Genomic DNA, 16,477 nt, shown 5'->3' on the forward strand with positions numbered 1-16,477 from the left:
TGCCGCTTGCCGACGCCCCCTCTATTGAGCATCACTCGCATGAAACTGATCCTGGAACGCCGCCCCGAGCCCAGCCGCATGGCGCTGGCCTTGGCCCCCATCGCGGCCATCCTCTTTACGCTGGCGGTCTGCACCTTGCTGGTGGCCTGGGCCGGCGCCCCCGTGGGCCGCACCTACGCGCTGCTGTTCGAAGGCGCGTTCGGGTCGCGCTTCGCCCTGTCCGAAACGCTGACCCGCGCCACCCCGCTGATGTTGACGGGCCTGGCCTGTGCCGTGGCGTTCCGCGCCCGCTTCTACAACATCGGCGCCGAAGGCCAGCTGTATCTTGGGGCGCTGGCGGCAGTCGCCATCGGCGGCCTGCATGACGGCACCGGCTTCGACCTGCCGGTCCCGGTGCTGTTCGGCGGCATGATGCTGGCGGCGGCCCTGGCGGGCGCCTTGCTGCTGCTGATCCCGGCCTTGCTGAAGACCCGGCTGGGCGTGGACGAAGTCGTGACCACGCTGCTGGGCAACTTCATTGTGCTGCTGTTCGTGTCCATGATGCTGGACGGCCCGATGAAGGACCCGATGGCGATGGGCTGGCCGCAATCCGTAGCGCTCAACGGCGATCTGGAACTGGGCAAGCTGATCGAACGCACGCGCGCCCACACCGGCCTCTTGTGGGCGGGGGGCCTGGCGCTAGGCCTGTGGCTCTTGAACCGCTACACCGTGTTCGGCTTCCAGATGCGCGCCGTTGGCGCCAACGCGCATGCCTCGCGCTTCCTGGGCCTGCCGGTGAACCGCGTGATGCTGGGCACCGCCATGCTGTCGGGCGCGCTGGCGGGTCTTGCCGGCGCCATCGAAGTGGCGGGCCGCACGGGCTACGTCACGCTGGACATGTCGCCGGGCTACGGCTACACGGGCGTCGTCGTCGCCATGCTGGCCGGCCTGCACCCGCTGGGCGTGATCCTGGCCAGCATCTTCGTGGCCGGCATGCTGGTCGGAGCGGACAGCATGAGCCGCGCCATCGCGGTGCCGAACTACATCGCCGACGTCATCGTCGCCACCTCGTTGCTTGCCATGCTGGTCGCGACGCTATTTGCGCAGTACCGCCTGCGCCGCAACCGGGCTTGAGGAGCACGACATGGAATGGATGGATCTGATCAGTTCCTCGGCCTTCTGGGTTGCCGTACTGCGCCTGGCCACGCCGCTGATTCTAGGCACCTTGGGCGTGTTGCTGTGCGAACGCGCCGGCGTCTTGAACCTGGGCATCGAAGGCATCATGGCCGCCGGGGCCTTCACGGGCTGGCTCGTCGTCTACCTGGGCGCGCCGCTGTACGTGGGCGTGCTGGCGGCGGCGTTGGCCGGCGCGGTCTTCGGCCTGCTGCATGCGGTGCTGACCGTGCCGCTGGGCTTGTCGCAACACGTCTCGGGCCTGGGGGTGACCTTGCTGGCCACCAGCCTCAGCTACTTCGCCTACCGGGTGACCTTCCCCAGCGTGAACACGCCGCCCACCATCACGCCGTTTGCCGAAATGAAATTCCTGGACGGCATTCCGCTGATCGGGCCGGTGCTGGCGGGCCAGACGCCCATGACGCTGATCGCGCTGGCCGCGGTGCCGATCCTTGCCTGGGTGCTGAACCGCACACCCGTGGGCCTGGCGATCCGCATGGTGGGCGAGAACCCGGCGGCAGCCGAAGGGCAGGGCCTGTCCGTCACGCGCCTGCGCATGGGCGCCATCGTGGCGGGCTCCGCGCTGATGGGCGTGGCCGGCAGCTTCCTGACGCTGGCGGCGTTCAACGCGTTCTTCTTCAACATGGTCAACGGCCGTGGCTGGGTGTGCGTGGCGCTGGTGGTGTTCGCCTCGTGGCGGCCCGGCAAGGCGCTGCTGGGCGCGCTGATCTTCGCCTTTTTCGACGCGCTGCAACTGCGCCTGCAACAGGGTGGGGCCGCCTTGCCAGGCCTGCCGGAGCTGCCATACCAGGTCTACCTGATGCTGCCCTACATCCTGTCCATCCTGGCCCTGGTGGTGATGGCGCGCCGCGCCGCCTACCCGCAGGCCTTGATGAAGCCCTATCGCAAAGGCGAAAGGTAAAAGGGGTGACCCACCCCCGAAGCGCTGCGCGCTCCCCCCTCAAGGGGGCGTCGCTACGGACCGGCAAAGCCGGATCCGTGCGACCCGGATTGGGGGCGCTTGCTTCATGCGGCGACGGGGCGCGCAGTACCATGGATAACTGAAATCTTCCGCAAGGAAATCGTATGCTCGATTTGATTCTTAGACACTGCACGCTGCCCGATGGCCGCAAGGACATCGACATCGGCATCGCCGGCGGCCGCATCGTGGCGCTGGAGCCGGGCCTGAAGGCCGAGGCCGCGCAGACCGTGGACGCGGCCGGCCAGCTGGTGTCCTCGCCGTTCGTGGACGCGCACTTCCACATGGACTCGACGCTGTCGTTCGGCCTGCCGCGCGTGAACCAGTCGGGCACGCTGCTGGAAGGCATCGCGCTGTGGGGCGAACTCAAGCCGCTCTTGACGCAGGAAGCGCTGGTGGAACGCGCGCTGGCGTATTGCGACTGGGCGGTGGCGCGCGGCCTGCTGGCCATTCGCTCACATGTGGACGTCTGCGACCCGCGCCTGTTGGCGACCGAAGCGCTGCTGCACGTGCGCGAAAAGGTCAAACCCTATCTGGACCTGCAGCTGGTGGCCTTCCCGCAGGACGGCGTGCTGCGCGCGCCGGGCGCGCTGGACAACCTGAAGCGCGCGCTCGACATGGGCGTGGACGTGGTGGGCGGCATTCCGCACTTTGAACGCACCATGCAGGACGGCGCGGAATCCGTGCGCATCCTGTGCGAACTCGCGGCCGAACGCGGCTTGCGCGTGGACATGCACTGCGACGAGAGCGACGACCCGCTGTCGCGCCATATCGAAACGCTGGCCTATCACACGCAACGCCTGGGCTTGCAAGGCCGCGTCACGGGTTCGCACCTGACGTCCATGCACTCCATGGACAACTACTACGTGTCCAAGCTGATCCCGCTGATGCGCGAAGCTGGCGTTGCCGCCATCGCCAACCCGCTGATCAACATCACCCTGCAGGGCCGCCACGACACGTACCCGAAGCGCCGCGGCATGACGCGCGTGCCGGAACTGCTGGCCGCTGGCGTGCCGGTGGCCTTCGGCCATGACTGCGTGATGGACCCCTGGTACAGCCTGGGCTCCGGCGACATGCTGGAAGTGGCGCACATGGGCCTGCACGTGGCCCAGATGACGGGCCAGGACGCCATGCGCGCCTGTTTCGAAGCCGTGACGACCACGCCCGCGAAGATCCTGGGGCTGGACGACACGGGCATCGCGGTCGGCAAGCGCGCCGACCTGGTGCTGCTGCAGGCGCGCGATGCGGTCGAAGCACTACGCTTGCGCGCCACCCGCCTGATGGTGCTGCGCGGCGGCAACGTGATCGCGACCACGCCGCCCGCCACCGCCACCTTGAACCTGCCGGGCCGCCCGGGCCAGGTCAGCTTTCAGACACCGGCCCGCTGACGTACCCCGACCACCGCTTCGCGGCCGTCACGATGATCTCCACCAGCAACTCGGGCGCGGCCAGCTTGGCCTCGCAGGTGGCGCGGGTGGGCATCGCATCCGGCAGCGCCCATTCTGCCCACACGCCGTTCATGCCGGCGAAGTCGCGGTCGATGTCTGCCAGCCAGATCTGCACGGTCAACAGCCGCGACTTGTCCGTGCCCGCCTGGGCCAGATAGCCGTCGATCTTCGCCAACGCGTCGCGGGTCTGCGCGGCGATGCCGCCGGCCGCCGATGACGTCACGCCCGCCACGTACACTGTGTCTCCGTGAATCACGATGCGGCTCAAGCGCTGGTTGGTTTCCTTGCGCACGATATCGTCGTTCATTCGTCTTGCTCCTTTTTCGATGGGGGGGACGCCAGTGCGGCGTCCGAAAAACGCTCAATCCGGAACGGCGCGATCGGCATGTCCGTCGCGCCGGTGGTGATCAGGTCGGCCATGATGCGGCCGACGATCGGCCCCAGCTCGAAGCCGTGCGCCGAAAAGCCGAATGCGTGAAAAGCGGTCTCGTGGCGGCTGCTGCGCCCGATCACCGGGATCTCGTCCGGCATGGCCGCTTCGATGCCCGCCCATCCCCGGTTCACCACGGCGTCCCGCATGTGCGGGAACAGGTCGCATACCGTGCGGGCGCCTTCGGCCAACGAACGGAAATCCAGTTCGGTCCATTCCGCGTCGCGGTCGACCCAGGCGCGGCGCCCGCCGCCGATCAGCACCGTGCCGTTCGTGCGCTGCTTGAACGATAGCGCGCGCCCGGTGCCCAGCACCACGGGATCCAGGAAATGGTCCATGCGCAACGTCACCAGCATCATGGGGCTGATCGCGGTCAGCGGCACAGGCTCGCCCCATTGCGCGGCGATGCGGTCGGCCCACGCGCCCGCGCAGTTCAGCACCTGCGGCGCGGTGTACGTGCCGGCATCGGTGTCCACGCGCCATTGGCCATCTGCGCGTGTGACGCCGTCCACCCGGACGCCCTCCAGGAAACGCGCGCCCAGGCTGGCAGCCTTCAGGCGGAACGCCAACGTCGTGCGATACGGGTCGGCGGCCGCATCCTCGCGCGCAATCAAGCCGCCCTGGATGGTGGGCGCCAGCGCCGGGATCATGTCCAGCAAGTCCTCGGGGCTGATCCACTGCTCGTGCGTGTAGCCGTGGCCGGTCATCGTCTGCAGGCGCTGTTGCAGGGTCTGGGCATCCGCGGCGTTCTCCGCCACCCGTACCTGCCCATGCTGTTCGAAGCCGCAATCGTCATCTACCAGGTCGCCGATGCGGTACCAGAGTTCGCGCGAGGCCAAGGCCAGCGGCACCTCGGCCAGATGCCGTGCCAGGGTGCGCACGCCGCCCGCATTCACGCCGGAGGCGTGCCGCCCCACGTAGTTCTTTTCGATCACCAGGGCGCGCACGCCCGCGCGCGCCAGATGCAGCGCCGCCGAACTGCCGTGCAGGCCCCCGCCGATGATGATGACCTCTGCCGACCGCGTTGCACCGGTCATGGCGTCACTTTTTCAGTCGGACGACGGCTTGACGGGAATCGTCGGTCTGCGGCAGCGACGCAAGCTCTCCCAAGGTCAGCGGCTTGGTCGGGAAGCGCAGCCGGTAATAGCCCACCTCCTGCGTCGGCACGCCGCGCTCTTCAGCGATGATCTCGGCCACGGTCAGCCCGCAGAAGCGGCCCTGGCAGGGCCCCATGCCGCAACGCAGGAAAGCCTTCATCTGGTTCGGCCCGCTGCAGCCCAGCTTGACGGTCTCGCGCACCTGCGCGGCCGTGACTTCCTCGCAGCGGCAGACGATGGTGTCACCGACGGGGCGCCGGAAGGCGTCAGGCGCCTTGTAGAGCGCGTCGAAGAACTCGCGGCCCCTCACGGCACGGGCCAAGGCGTCGCGCGGCGCCACGGCCTCGCTGTCGCGTTTACGGGCATCGATGCGGCCCAGCAGATGCGCCGCCTGCAACGCGGCCAGACGCCCGCGGTGCTCGGCCGCCAATGCGCCCGCGATGCCGGCGCCATCGCCCGCCATGCCGATGCCGTCGACCGAGGTCAGCCCCCATTCGTCGACCTGCGGCTCCCAACAGTCCAGCGCGTCGTTCCAGCGGTGCTCCACGCCCACCGCGCGCGACAGGTTCACGTTGGGGACCACGCCCTGGTGCAGCATCAGCTGATCGGCAGGCAGCGTCTTCGTGACCCCGCCGGCGGTGTAGCGCACGCTAAGCAGCTTGTCTTCGCCCAGCGCTTCCAGCGACGTCACGCCCTTGACGATGGGCACGGCGGCCTTGACGGCGCGCAGCAGCTTCAGCCCTTTACCCAGATAGGGCGACCGCAGGAAACCCCAGACCTTGGACAGCGCCTGGCCCATGCGTCCGGGCGGCGTGGTTTCCAGCAGCGCGTCGATCTTCACGCCGGCGTTCAGGTATTGCCAGGCCACCAGATACAGCAGCGGGCCGCTGCCGGCCAGCACAGTGCGGTCGGCCGGCACCACGCCCGCGGATTTCAGCAGGATCTGCGCCGCGCCCGCCGTAATGACGCCGGGCAGCGTCCAGCCCGGGATGGGAAAGGGACGCTCCTGGGCGCCCGTGGCCAGCAGCAGCCGGCGCGCGTGCACGATGCGCGCCTCGCCCGCCACCGAATACGCCACCTCGAAGCCTTTCTCCGGATGCGGGGCCGTATGTTCCGCCACGGCCCAGACAGTGGCGCCCGGCACATAGCGCGCGCCGGACTGCTGGAAGGGAGCGACCAGCGACGCCCCATGCCAATAGTCTTCGCCCAGGATGCTGCGGTCGGTCACGGGCGTGGTGGTGATGGCCCGATAGATCTGTCCGCCCGGCGCCGGCTGTTCATCCAGCAGCACCGTGTCCACTCCCAGGCCGGCGGCCAGCGTCGCCGCCGCCAGTCCCGCCGGGCCTGCACCCACCACCAGCAAATCGCATTGCGTCGTATCGATCATGCCTGCACCTTGCGCGCGCCCAGTTGGCGCTCGATCTTCATGCCTTCGCGCACGGCCGTCATGCAGCCCTGCTGGTTCGCCTGCCCGTCGATGGTGACCAGGCAGTCGTAGCACACGCCCATCATGCAATACGGCCCGCGCGGCACCTCGTTCACGGCCGTATCGCGACAGGCCGACACGCCGCCGGCGAAGAGGGCCGCCGCTACGCTGTCACCCTGCCGGCATTGCAGTTCGGCCCCGTTGACCGTCACGCGCACCGGCGCGCCTTGCGTCTGGCGCTGCGCCTCGTCAAGCCTCTTGAACATGGAACCTCCGGGTCGAGAAGGGCGCCATGTCGTCGGCAAGCTTGCCGGCCACGATCATGGGCGCCAGATTGAGGGCGTGCGCGGCGGCCAGCGTCACGCCGCTGTGACAGGTGGCGACGAAGGCGCCGGGGCACGTTTCGGATTGCTGATAGATCGGGAAGCCGTCCTTGGACATCACGCGCAGCGCCGCCCAACTGCGCACCACGCGGACGTCCCGCAAGGCGGGCAGGGTGCGCACGGCGCGATCGGCCAGCGTGCCCAGGATCGGCAGGCCCACCAGGTTGTCCACATAGCCCGCTTCCTCTTGCGAGTCGCCGATCAGCCACGTGCCCTCGTCGGTTTGGCGCAGGGTGGACAGCGGCGTCTCCAGCATGCGGCGCGTGCGTTCCAGCACCACGATCTGGCCGCGCTGCGGGCGCACCGGCACATCCAGGCCCACCTGCACGCCCAGGTCCTTGTTCGACAGGCCCGAGGCCAGCACGACCTTGCGCGCACGCACGGTGCCGGCAGGCGTGTCGATCTCGAACACGCCGTCGCGCTGCTTGATGCTGCGCGCCGGACGGCGCGGCAGGTAATCCACAACCCGCTGTGCAAAACTCATGTGCAGCGCGCGCAGCAGCTTCAGCGGATTGGCGATGCCATCCACCGGCGTCCACGTCGCGCCCCGCACCTCGGGGCCGATGCCGGGCACCAGGTCCGCGACCTCCGCGCGGTCCAGCAGCTTCCAGTCGTATTGCGCCATGCCGGGCTGCGCCAGCAGGGTCTGCATGAACTTGGCGCGGGCCTCCATCTCTTCATCGCTCAAGAGCGCATGCAGGCCGCCGCGCTGCTCAAGATGCACGTCCACGCCGGTTTCCTCCAGCAGCTGCGCGGCAAGCCGCGGCCAGCCCGAGGCCGACGTCATCGTCCACACGCCGTAGCGCGGCAGGCCCATGCCCTTGCTCTGCACCCACACCAGCCCGAAGTTGCCGCGCGACGCGCGATACGCCACATCGCCCTCGTCCAGCACCGCCACATGCTCCAGCTCGCGCCGCAAGCCGTAGGCGATCGCGGAGCCCACCAGCCCGCCGCCGATCACCGCGGCGTCGTAGATGCCGCGATGCACGGGCGCGCGGGGCGCCAATTCTTTCTCGTCCGTCATTAGCGTCCCTTTCCTACAAACAGCTTTTCCAGGCCGACCACGCGGTCCAGAATGAATATGGCGATGATCGTGACATAGATCAGCACAGCCGACACGGCGGTCACCAGCGGGTCGATGGTGTCTTCGATATGCAGGAAGATGCGTACCGGCAGCGTGGTCGTGGAGGGCGATGCGATGAAGATCGACATCGTCAGCTCATCGAAACTGGTGATGAAGGCGATGACCCAGCCGCTGACCACCCCGGGCAGCAGCAAGGGCAGCACCACGCGGCGAAAGGCCGTCCAGTTCGAGGCGCCCAGCGACTGCGCCGCACGCTCCAGCGCCGGGTCGATGCCGGTGGCCGACGCCAGCACCAGGCGCAGTGCATACGGCATGACCAGGATGACGTGCGCGATCACGAGGCCCACGTAGGTACCTGCCAGGTCCACCGTCGTGAAGAACTTCAGAAAGGCCAGGCCCAGCACCACGTGCGGGATCATCAGCGGCGACAGGAAGAAGGCCACCAGCGCCTCACGGCCACGGAAGCGATTGCGGGCCAGCGCCAGCGCGCTGGGCACCGCCAGTGCGATCGCCAGCGTGGCCGACAAGGTGCCCAACCCCAAGCTGAACCAGAACGCCTCGATAAAGCGCGGGTTGTCCAGGATGGCTCGGAACCAGCGCAGTGACAGCCCCCCCGTGGGCAGCGAGATGAAGCCCTCGGAGGTGAACGCCACCGCGCACACCATGACGATGGGCGCCAGGATGAACAGGATGAATACCGCATGGAAGATCAGGCCGATGGGGCCGTTTCGAAATTGCATCTCAGGCTCCCGACTGGTTGAAGACGGCGCCGTACCTGCGCTCGATGATCCGATTGGCCGATAGCAGCACAACCACCGTCGCCAACAGCAGCACCACCGCCAACGCCGCGCCCAACGGCCAGTTCAGCGTGTTCAGGAATTCGTCGTAGGCAGCCGTGGCCACGTTCTTCAACCGGCGTCCGCCAATGATGGCCGGCGTGGCAAAGGAGCTGGCCGCCATCGCGAACACCATGATCGCGCCCGACAGAATGCCCGGCATGACTTGCGGCACGATGACGCGGCGGATCACGGTGAACTGGGTCGCGCCCAAGGACAACGCGGCCGCTTCCGTCGCCGGGTTGATCCGCTGCAGCGACGCCCACACCGAGATCACCATGAACGGCACCAGCACGTGCGTCAGCGCAATGGCCACGCCCAGGTTGCTGTACATCAGGTCCACGGGCGTCGAGATCAGCCCGATACCCATCAAGGCCTTGTTGATCAGGCCGGTGGAACCGAACAGCAGCGCCCAGCCTAGAGTGCGCACCACCACCGAAATCAAGAGCGGCCCAAGCACCACCATCAGGAACAGCCCCTTCCACGGGTTGGCCATGCGCGACAACACGTAGGCCTCGGCCGTGCCCAGCACCAGACAGGCCAGCGTGACGGCGGCCGCCACGCCGAAGGTGCGCGCGTAGATCTCGTAGTAGTAGCCGTCGGTCAGAATCTCGATGTAGTTCTTCCACGTGAACGTGGCCTGCATGCCGCCGTAGAACTGGAAGTCGAAGAAGCTGATCAGGAACACCAGCGCCATCGGCACCACCAGGAAGGTGGCGTACACCACCAGCGCCGGCGCGCTCAGCACCCAGGGGTTGGCGCGCGCGCTCATGACGGGCGGCCTTGCGGCGCAGACGCCACCGTGCACATGTCCTGCGCGCGCCAGCGCAGGTGCACGGTCTCGCCTTCTGCGGGCACCGGCACGCCGTCGTTCTGCCGGATCACCATCACTTCGCCCACCGACGTCTCTACCTGGCACAACCAATGGTTGCCCTGGAACACGCGCGTCTTCATGCGGCCGGGCAACGCACAGGCGGCCGGTTCGGAAAACAGGATCTTCTCGGGCCGCACGATCACCGCGCCCTGCGGCACCGGCGCGCCGGCCATCGGAATGTGCGCCTCGCCCACGCGGGCGCGCGTCTCGTCGCCATACTGCTCGGACAGCGGCGTGAACACATTGGCCTTGCCCAGGAAGCCGCCCACGAAATGGCTGGCCGGCCCTTCATACGCCTGGAAGGGGTCCGCCACCTGTTCCACGCGGCCCTGGTTCATCACCACGATGCGGTCCGACAGCGCCAGCGCTTCGGACTGGTCGTGCGTCACCAGAATGGTGGTGGTGCCGATCGTGCGCTGGATGCTGCGCAGTTCCAGCTGCATTTCCTCGCGCAGCTTGGCATCCAGGTTGGACAGCGGTTCGTCCAGCAATAGCACGCTGGGCCGGATGACCAGCGCGCGCGCCAGCGCCACGCGTTGCTGCTGCCCACCGGACATGCGCGCCGGATGGCGGTCCGCCAGATGCGACAGGCCCACCAGCTTCAGCGCGTCAGCCACGCGCGACTCGCGTTCGTCTTTCTTCACCCGCTGCATCTCCAGGCCGAACGACACGTTCTCGGCGGCGGTCATGTGCGGGAACAGCGCGTAGTTCTGGAACACCAGGCCCAGGCCGCGCTTGTTCGCCGGCACGCGGCTGACGTCGCGGCCATCCAGCAAGATGCTGCCACCGGAGGGTTCGACAAAACCCGCGATCATCTGCAGGGTGGTCGTCTTGCCGCAGCCCGACGGCCCTAGCAAGGAAATGAACTCGCCCCGGTTCACCGACAGGCTCAGCGCTTCGACGGCGGTCGTGTCGCCGTAGCGTTTGGAGAGGCGGTCCAACACTAGATAGGTCATGAAAGCTCCCGTGGGCGGCGCGCGGCGCCGCCCCGTATTCACTGCCGGCTGCGCGTCAGCGCTCGATTTCCCGCGTCCAGCGCTTGTTCCAGTCGTCGCGGTTCTGGTTGACCGTGTCCCAATCGATCACGATCAGGTCAGCGGCGCGCTTGCCGATCGGCAGCGGCACGCGGGGGTCGTCTTCCACCTTGGCCTTTTTGTTGACGGGGCCGTAGCCGTAGGCGGACGCCAGCTTTTCCTGCACCTCGGGCGTGACCAGGTACTGCACGAAGGCCTGGGCCAGGGGGTTGGTAGCAGACTTGGCCACCGGGCAGACGGACGACAGCAGGGCATAGGCGCCTTCCTGCGGATAGACGAAGCCCACCGGGAAGCCGGTGTCGGCAAACGACTTGGCGCGGCCGCTGCCCCAGACCGAGATCACGGCCTGGCCGCTGGAGAAAAGTTCCGTCATCTTGCCGGGAGACGGCTCGTAGACCAGGACGTTGGGGCCGACCTCGTTCTTGAACGTGGTGAAGCCGGCGTCGATCTTCTTTTCGCTGCCGCCACCTTCGCGCGCGTATTCCACCAGCGCGTGCAGGCCGTAGGTATTGTTCAGCGGCGGGATGACCAGCTGCTTCTTGTATTTGGGGTCCTTCAAGTCCTTCCACGACGTGGGCGGCGCCCACTTCTTTTCGTCGAAGACCTTCTTGTTGTACATGATGCCGGTAGCCACGATACCGATGGCGACGGCCTTGTCGTCCTTGTAGCGGGCAGTGCCGTAGATGTCGTCGGCGGGCAGGCCCTTGATGGGCTCGCAGAACCCCAGCGCGATGGCCTGGTACATGGGGCCGTCGTCGATGATGGCCACGTCGATCTGCTGGTTGCTTTTCTGCGCCTGCAGCCGCGCCACCGTGTTGGTGGAATTACCGGCCACATAGTCCAGCTCCACGCCGTGCTGCTTGGCAAACGGCGGAAAGATGTCCTTGCGCATGATGTCTTCGAATGAACCGCCGTAACCGGCCACCACCAACTTCTGCTGCGCCGCCACGTTGGCGCTGAGCCCGGCGGCCACCGTTGCCGCCGCGATCACTGCAAGTACCTTGCCCATGAGAACCCCCGATTGTTGGTACACTTTGTCCGTACATGAATGTCCGGACAAATAATGGATCCGACTAGACATCGTTGTCAATCGGTTATTGTCCGTACAAACCCCATATAACAATGCAAGGAGCCCTCCCCATGACCCGATCTTCCGAGCGCGCGGCCGGCCCTGGCGGAGCACGGCAAGCACGCGGCAAACCGGAATCGCAGGCGCCGGACGCCGACGCGGGCGGCCCTCGTTACAAGAGCATCTTTCAAACGCTTTCTCAGGACATCAGCACGGGCCGCTACCCTGTCATGACGCTGCTGCCCACCGAACACGAGCTCTGCGACCAGTTCAACGCCAGCCGCCACACCATCCGCGAAGCCATCCGCATGCTGACGGTGGCCGGCATGGTCTCGCGCCGGCCCGGCGTCGGCACCCGCGTCGAAACCGCCCGCGCCAGCACCCGGTTCACGCAGCGCATCTCGCAATTCCCCGACCTGCTGCAGTACGCGCGCAATGCGGCGCTGCTGGTGCAGGACGTGCGCACCCTCAAGCTGCCCAAGCGGCTGGCGGAAGCGCTGGGCTGCGCGGCCGACAAATCCTGGCTGCATATCAACTCCATCAAGACCCTGGACGACCAGGACACCGCCGCGGCCAGCACGCTGATCTACGCCGACCCCGAACACTCGGACGTGCGCGTCGAGGTCAAGTCGCGCATCTCGCTGCTGCGCCTGATCGAAGACCACTTCGGCGACCGCATTACCGAGGTCAACCAGGAGTTCTCGGCCACGCCCATCAACGCCACGATCGCCAAGCAGCTCAAGGTCGAACCCAAGACGGCGGGCTTCGTCATCACCCGCCGCTACTACGGCGACGGTGGCCTGCTGCTGCTGGCCACCATCACCACCTTCCCGCACGACAAGATGAAGTATTCGATGACGCTCAACGTGGGGTAGCGGGCGCGAAACCGTAGGCGGCAAGCGCGGCCTCCCCGCTGACCTTGCCGTCCGCCAGGTCCCGCTCGATGCGCGCCCGGCTCCGCTCGGCGGGCGCGCCATACCCGCCACCACCCGGCGTTTCGATGCGCACGCTGTCGCCTGGCGCCAGGGCGATATTGGCCGTCTTGGAAAACAGTTCTTCCGCCTGCGGCGTGCCGAAGTTGCGGATGAGCCGCGCACGGCGTCCGTCGCCACCGCCATCCACGCCCGCCGCCACCCCCACCGTGTGGCTGTCCGACCGCGCCGAAAACACGATGCCCGGTCCCACCGCGCGGATCTGTTTCGCAATCGCCAGGCCGCCGCGCGTGCGCCCCACGCCGCCCGAATCCGGAATCATCGCGTACTCGTCCATCAGCAGCGGATACTCGTTCTCCAGCGCTTCGACGGGAAGGTTGGACGTGTTGGTCATGTGCACATGCACCGCGTCCATGCCATCTGTGTCAAAGCGTGCGCCTGCGCCGCCGCCCAGCGTTTCCAGGTACACGAAATGCCCGGCGCGTTCGCGCCAGCGTCCCGAAAACACGATGGCGGGGCAGCAATCGTTGCTGGACGCCATGGTCTTTTCCGGCGGCAGCAAGCCGCGGAACGCGCCGAAGATCGCGCCGGCCACCTTCTGCGCCGTGATGGACCGCGCCCCGACCGCCGCCGGGTGTTCCGGGTTGGTGATGGTGCCTATCGGCGCCGACACGGTGATGGGGTCGAACAGCCCCGCGTTGGGCGCCAGGTCCGGATCCAGCATGGCTTTCACGGCGTAATACACGCAGGCGCGCAGGGCGTTGAACGGCAGGTTCATCGCGCCGCGCGCCTGTTTGCCCGAGCCGTCGAAATCGAAATGCAGGTTGTCGCGGCGCACGGTCAGCGTCACTTGTATCGGCACCGGATCGCCGCCCATGCCGTCGTCGTCCAGATCGCTGCGGAACGTATAGCTGCCTTGCTGCAGCTCCGCGATGCGGTTGAGCAGGCGGCGGCGCGTGTAGGCGATCACGTCGTCCACCGAGCGCAGCACCGCCTCCAGCCCCATCTGCCGGATCAAGCCTTGCACCGCCGCCGCGCCGCGGCGGTTGGTGGCCATCTGCACGCGCAGGTCCAGCACGCGCTCCTCAGGGTCGCGGGTGTTGGCGCAGATCAGGCGCAGCATGTCCTCGTCCGTTTCGCCGCGGCGGGCGATGCGGCACGCAGGAATGCGGATGCCTTCCTCAAAAATGGATTTCAGCCCGCCCGCGATCGATCCCGGCACCGCGCCGCCCACATCGGAATGGTGCGCGATATTGGCCGCGAAAAAGCGCAGCACGCCTTCCCAGAACACGGGCGTGACGATGTTGATGTCCGGCAGATGGCTGCCGTCGGCCAGATAGGGGTCATTGCAGATGAAGACGTCGCCGTCGCGGATGTCATCGGTCTTGAACGTGCGCAGGATCGCGCCCATCGCGCCGTCCAGCGAACCCAGATGCAGCGGGATCTGCGTGCCCTGCGCCACCAGCCGGCCGGCCGCGTCGAACAGGGCCACCGAGCAGTCCTTGCGCTCTTTGATATTGGTCGAGAACGAGGCGCGCACCAGCGTGTTGTTCATGTCCTCGGTGATGGACAGCAGGCGGTTGCAGAACACCTCCATGCCGATCGGGTCGGCCAGCGCGATGCTGGAGCCGGAATGGTCGGGCGTAGTCATGCGTCGCCTCCTTGCAAACGGATGATCAGGTTGCCGTAGTCGTCCACGCTTGCGTGCTGGCCGACGCCGACAACGGTCGTGGAACTCATTTCCTCAAGCAGGGCAGGGCCAGTAAACCGCGCGCCCGTGGGCACGCGGTCGCGGTCGTACACGGGCGTCTCCCGCCAGCCGTGCACCGGACCGAAGTAGGCCTTGCGCTGGCCCAGCCGGGCGTCTTCCAGCGCGCCGCCGATATGGCGGGGCGCAAGCGGCGCCTTCACCACCTGGCCCACGGCCTGCATGCGGCAGTTGATGATCTGCACCTTGCGGTCATCCACCGTGTAGCCGTATTCGCGTTCGTGCGCGTCGGCGAAGCGGCGCGCGAATTCCGCGTGGCCGCCGGCGCCGGTGTCGTCCAGGCTGACCTGCACTTCAAAGTTCTGGCCTTCGTAACGCGCGTCGATGGCGCTATGGCACACGCGCAGCGCGGGGTCCACGCGCTCCTCGGCCAGCCAGCTTTCGGCCTGCGCGCGCAGCCCCTCGAAGATGGCCGCGATCGCAGGCCACGTGTCTTCGCCCGCCAGCGAGATCTCGCTACGCACGAAGTCGAACGAGATGTCGCTAAGCAGGATGCCGCGCGCGCACATGGTGCCCGGTTCCTGCGGCACGATCACGATCGGGATGCCGCATTCCTCCGCCACTTCCACCGCGTGCAAGGGCCCTGCGCCGCCGTAGGCATACAGCGCGAAGTTCGACAGGTCGTAGCCGCGCTCGGTGGACACCGCACGAATCGCGCGGCTCATGTTCGCCGCCGCGATGCGCAATATTCCTTCGGCCGCGGATTCCAGATCCAGGCCCAGCGGCTTGGCCACGCGCTGCTCGATCACCTGCCGCGCCGCCTCCGCATGCACCGGCATGCGACCGTTCAGCAGCGCCACCGGGTTCAGCCGCTGCAAGGCAATCTCGGCGTCGGTGATGGTTGGCTCCTGGCCGCCGCGGCCATAGCCCACTGGCCCCGGAACCGCGCCCGCGCTGTGCGGGCCCACTTTCAGCGCGCCGGCATCGTCCAGCCACGCAATGCTGCCGCCGCCCGCGCCGATCACATGGATGTCCACCATCGGCGTCTTCACGGGATAGCCCGCCACGTGGCGATGCGAGGTGAACAGCGGGCGGCCATCACACACCAGCGACACGTCCGTGCTGGTGCCGCCTACGTCGAAAGTAACCAGATTCAGGCTGCCGATGGCGCGCCCCACAGCCGCCGCGCCCACCACGCCCGCAGCCGGCCCGGACAGGCAGGTCCGTACCGGATACTGGCGCACGGTGGCGATCGACATCAGGCCGCCGTTGGAGTGAATGGTGTGCGGTTCGTGGCCGATGTCCAGATCGCGCACCCGCTGCAGGAAGCGTTCCAGATAACGCGCCATCTTCGGTCCCACCGCGGCGTTTAGCACCGTGGTGGACAGGCGCTCGTATTCGCGGAATTCGGGCAGCACGTCGGATGACTGGCTGATGTAGACGCCGGGCATGGCGTCGGCCACGATCTGCGCAGCGCGACGCTCGTGTGTAGGATTACGGTATGCATGCAGGAAGCAGATCGTCACGGCCTCGATGCCGGCCGCAGCGAACTGGCGCGCCGCCGCCAGCACCTGCGCATCGTCCAGTGGCGTAAGCACTTCCCCCGCCGCGTTGACTCGCTCGTCGACTTCGATGCGGAATTCGCGCGGCACGGCCACGGGCGGCTTGCCCACGCTGTAGTCGTACAAATGCGGCCGGGTCTGACGGCCGATCTCCAGCACGTCGCGAAAGCCACGCGTGGTGATCAGCCCGACGCGTGCGCCCTTGCGTTCGATGATGAGGTTGGTGGCAACCGTCGTGCCGTGCCCCACGTGCGACACCTGCGACGGCGGCACGCCGTGTTCGGCGAGCATCTGCCCGATGCCCGTGGCGATGGCTTCCGAGGGATCGTGCGGCGTGGACGGCACCTTGTGAAAGTGCACCACGCCAGCGTCCTCGTCGATCATCGTGAAATCGGTAAACGTGCCTCCGACGTCTATCCCTATGCGATACATATCGTTCATTCCAAAAAGAGTCTTGCCATGC

At 67.3% G+C, this 16,477-nt stretch carries 15 protein-coding genes; 4 read left to right on the forward strand and 11 right to left on the reverse strand.

The window, feature by feature from the left end; genetic code table 11:
* Positions 1–39: 39 nt before the first annotated feature.
* From CEY09_RS19005 to CEY09_RS19015, 3 genes are all read left to right on the forward strand, one after another.
* Positions 40–1,113: an ABC transporter permease gene (locus tag CEY09_RS19005; RefSeq protein WP_006227756.1), complete on the forward strand. Its 1,074-nt coding sequence runs from the start codon at positions 40–42 to the stop codon at positions 1,111–1,113.
* Positions 1,114–1,123: 10 nt separating this feature from the next.
* Complete coding sequence (locus tag CEY09_RS19010) at positions 1,124–2,074, forward strand: ABC transporter permease (RefSeq protein ID WP_088589856.1); 951 nt, start codon at positions 1,124–1,126, stop codon at positions 2,072–2,074.
* 164 nt (positions 2,075–2,238) lie between these two features.
* On the forward strand, positions 2,239–3,519 hold the full coding sequence (locus CEY09_RS19015) for an amidohydrolase family protein (protein WP_088589857.1): 1,281 nt from the start codon (positions 2,239–2,241) through the stop codon (positions 3,517–3,519).
* Here the strand turns inward: CEY09_RS19015 and CEY09_RS19020 are convergent.
* Genes CEY09_RS19020 through CEY09_RS19060 form a run of 9 tightly spaced genes read right to left on the reverse strand, consistent with a single transcriptional unit; the run spans position 3,494 to position 11,752 of the window.
* Positions 3,494–3,886: a RidA family protein gene (locus tag CEY09_RS19020; protein WP_088589858.1), complete on the reverse strand. Its 393-nt coding sequence runs from the start codon at positions 3,884–3,886 to the stop codon at positions 3,494–3,496. The two genes, CEY09_RS19015 and CEY09_RS19020, sit on opposite strands and share 26 nt — an antisense overlap.
* The gene (locus tag CEY09_RS19025; protein ID WP_088589859.1) at positions 3,883–5,046 is read right to left on the reverse strand and encodes an NAD(P)/FAD-dependent oxidoreductase; all 1,164 of its coding nucleotides are present in this window, start codon (positions 5,044–5,046) and stop codon (positions 3,883–3,885) included. Before CEY09_RS19025 ends, CEY09_RS19020 begins: the two co-directional genes overlap by 4 nt.
* 4 nt (positions 5,047–5,050) lie before the next feature.
* A complete protein-coding gene (locus CEY09_RS19030; protein WP_088589860.1) occupies positions 5,051–6,493 on the reverse strand; it encodes an FAD/NAD(P)-dependent oxidoreductase in 1,443 nt (480 codons plus the stop codon).
* Positions 6,490–6,798 (reverse strand): (2Fe-2S)-binding protein, encoded by a 309-nt coding sequence (locus CEY09_RS19035; protein ID WP_006227750.1) that lies wholly within the window; start codon positions 6,796–6,798, stop codon positions 6,490–6,492. The genes CEY09_RS19030 and CEY09_RS19035 overlap by 4 nt, the downstream gene beginning before the upstream one ends.
* Positions 6,782–7,939 (reverse strand): NAD(P)/FAD-dependent oxidoreductase, encoded by a 1,158-nt coding sequence (locus CEY09_RS19040; RefSeq protein WP_167390116.1) that lies wholly within the window; start codon positions 7,937–7,939, stop codon positions 6,782–6,784. Before CEY09_RS19040 ends, CEY09_RS19035 begins: the two co-directional genes overlap by 17 nt.
* Positions 7,939–8,739, reverse strand: coding sequence for an ABC transporter permease (locus CEY09_RS19045; RefSeq protein ID WP_006227748.1), 801 nt, complete (start codon positions 8,737–8,739; stop codon positions 7,939–7,941). The genes CEY09_RS19040 and CEY09_RS19045 overlap by 1 nt, the downstream gene beginning before the upstream one ends.
* Before the next feature lies 1 nt (position 8,740).
* Positions 8,741–9,607 (reverse strand): ABC transporter permease, encoded by an 867-nt coding sequence (locus CEY09_RS19050; protein ID WP_088589861.1) that lies wholly within the window; start codon positions 9,605–9,607, stop codon positions 8,741–8,743.
* Positions 9,604–10,665 (reverse strand): ABC transporter ATP-binding protein, encoded by a 1,062-nt coding sequence (locus tag CEY09_RS19055; protein ID WP_088589862.1) that lies wholly within the window; start codon positions 10,663–10,665, stop codon positions 9,604–9,606. Before CEY09_RS19055 ends, CEY09_RS19050 begins: the two co-directional genes overlap by 4 nt.
* 55 nt (positions 10,666–10,720) lie before the next feature.
* On the reverse strand, positions 10,721–11,752 hold the full coding sequence (locus tag CEY09_RS19060; RefSeq protein WP_088589863.1) for an ABC transporter substrate-binding protein: 1,032 nt from the start codon (positions 11,750–11,752) through the stop codon (positions 10,721–10,723).
* 131 nt (positions 11,753–11,883) lie between these two features.
* On the opposite strand from CEY09_RS19060, the gene CEY09_RS19065 reads away from it, so the two are divergent.
* A complete protein-coding gene (locus CEY09_RS19065; protein WP_088589864.1) occupies positions 11,884–12,687 on the forward strand; it encodes a GntR family transcriptional regulator in 804 nt (267 codons plus the stop codon).
* Here the strand turns inward: CEY09_RS19065 and CEY09_RS19070 are convergent.
* Positions 12,674–14,395, reverse strand: coding sequence for a hydantoinase B/oxoprolinase family protein (locus CEY09_RS19070; protein ID WP_088589865.1), 1,722 nt, complete (start codon positions 14,393–14,395; stop codon positions 12,674–12,676). The genes CEY09_RS19065 and CEY09_RS19070 overlap by 14 nt on opposite strands.
* On the reverse strand, positions 14,392–16,446 hold the full coding sequence (locus CEY09_RS19075; RefSeq protein ID WP_088589866.1) for a hydantoinase/oxoprolinase family protein: 2,055 nt from the start codon (positions 16,444–16,446) through the stop codon (positions 14,392–14,394). The genes CEY09_RS19070 and CEY09_RS19075 overlap by 4 nt, the downstream gene beginning before the upstream one ends.
* Positions 16,447–16,477: the final 31 nt, after the last annotated feature.

Source organism: Achromobacter marplatensis, from assembly GCF_002209535.1.
Classification (GTDB): Bacteria; Pseudomonadota; Gammaproteobacteria; order Burkholderiales; family Burkholderiaceae_B; genus Achromobacter; species Achromobacter marplatensis.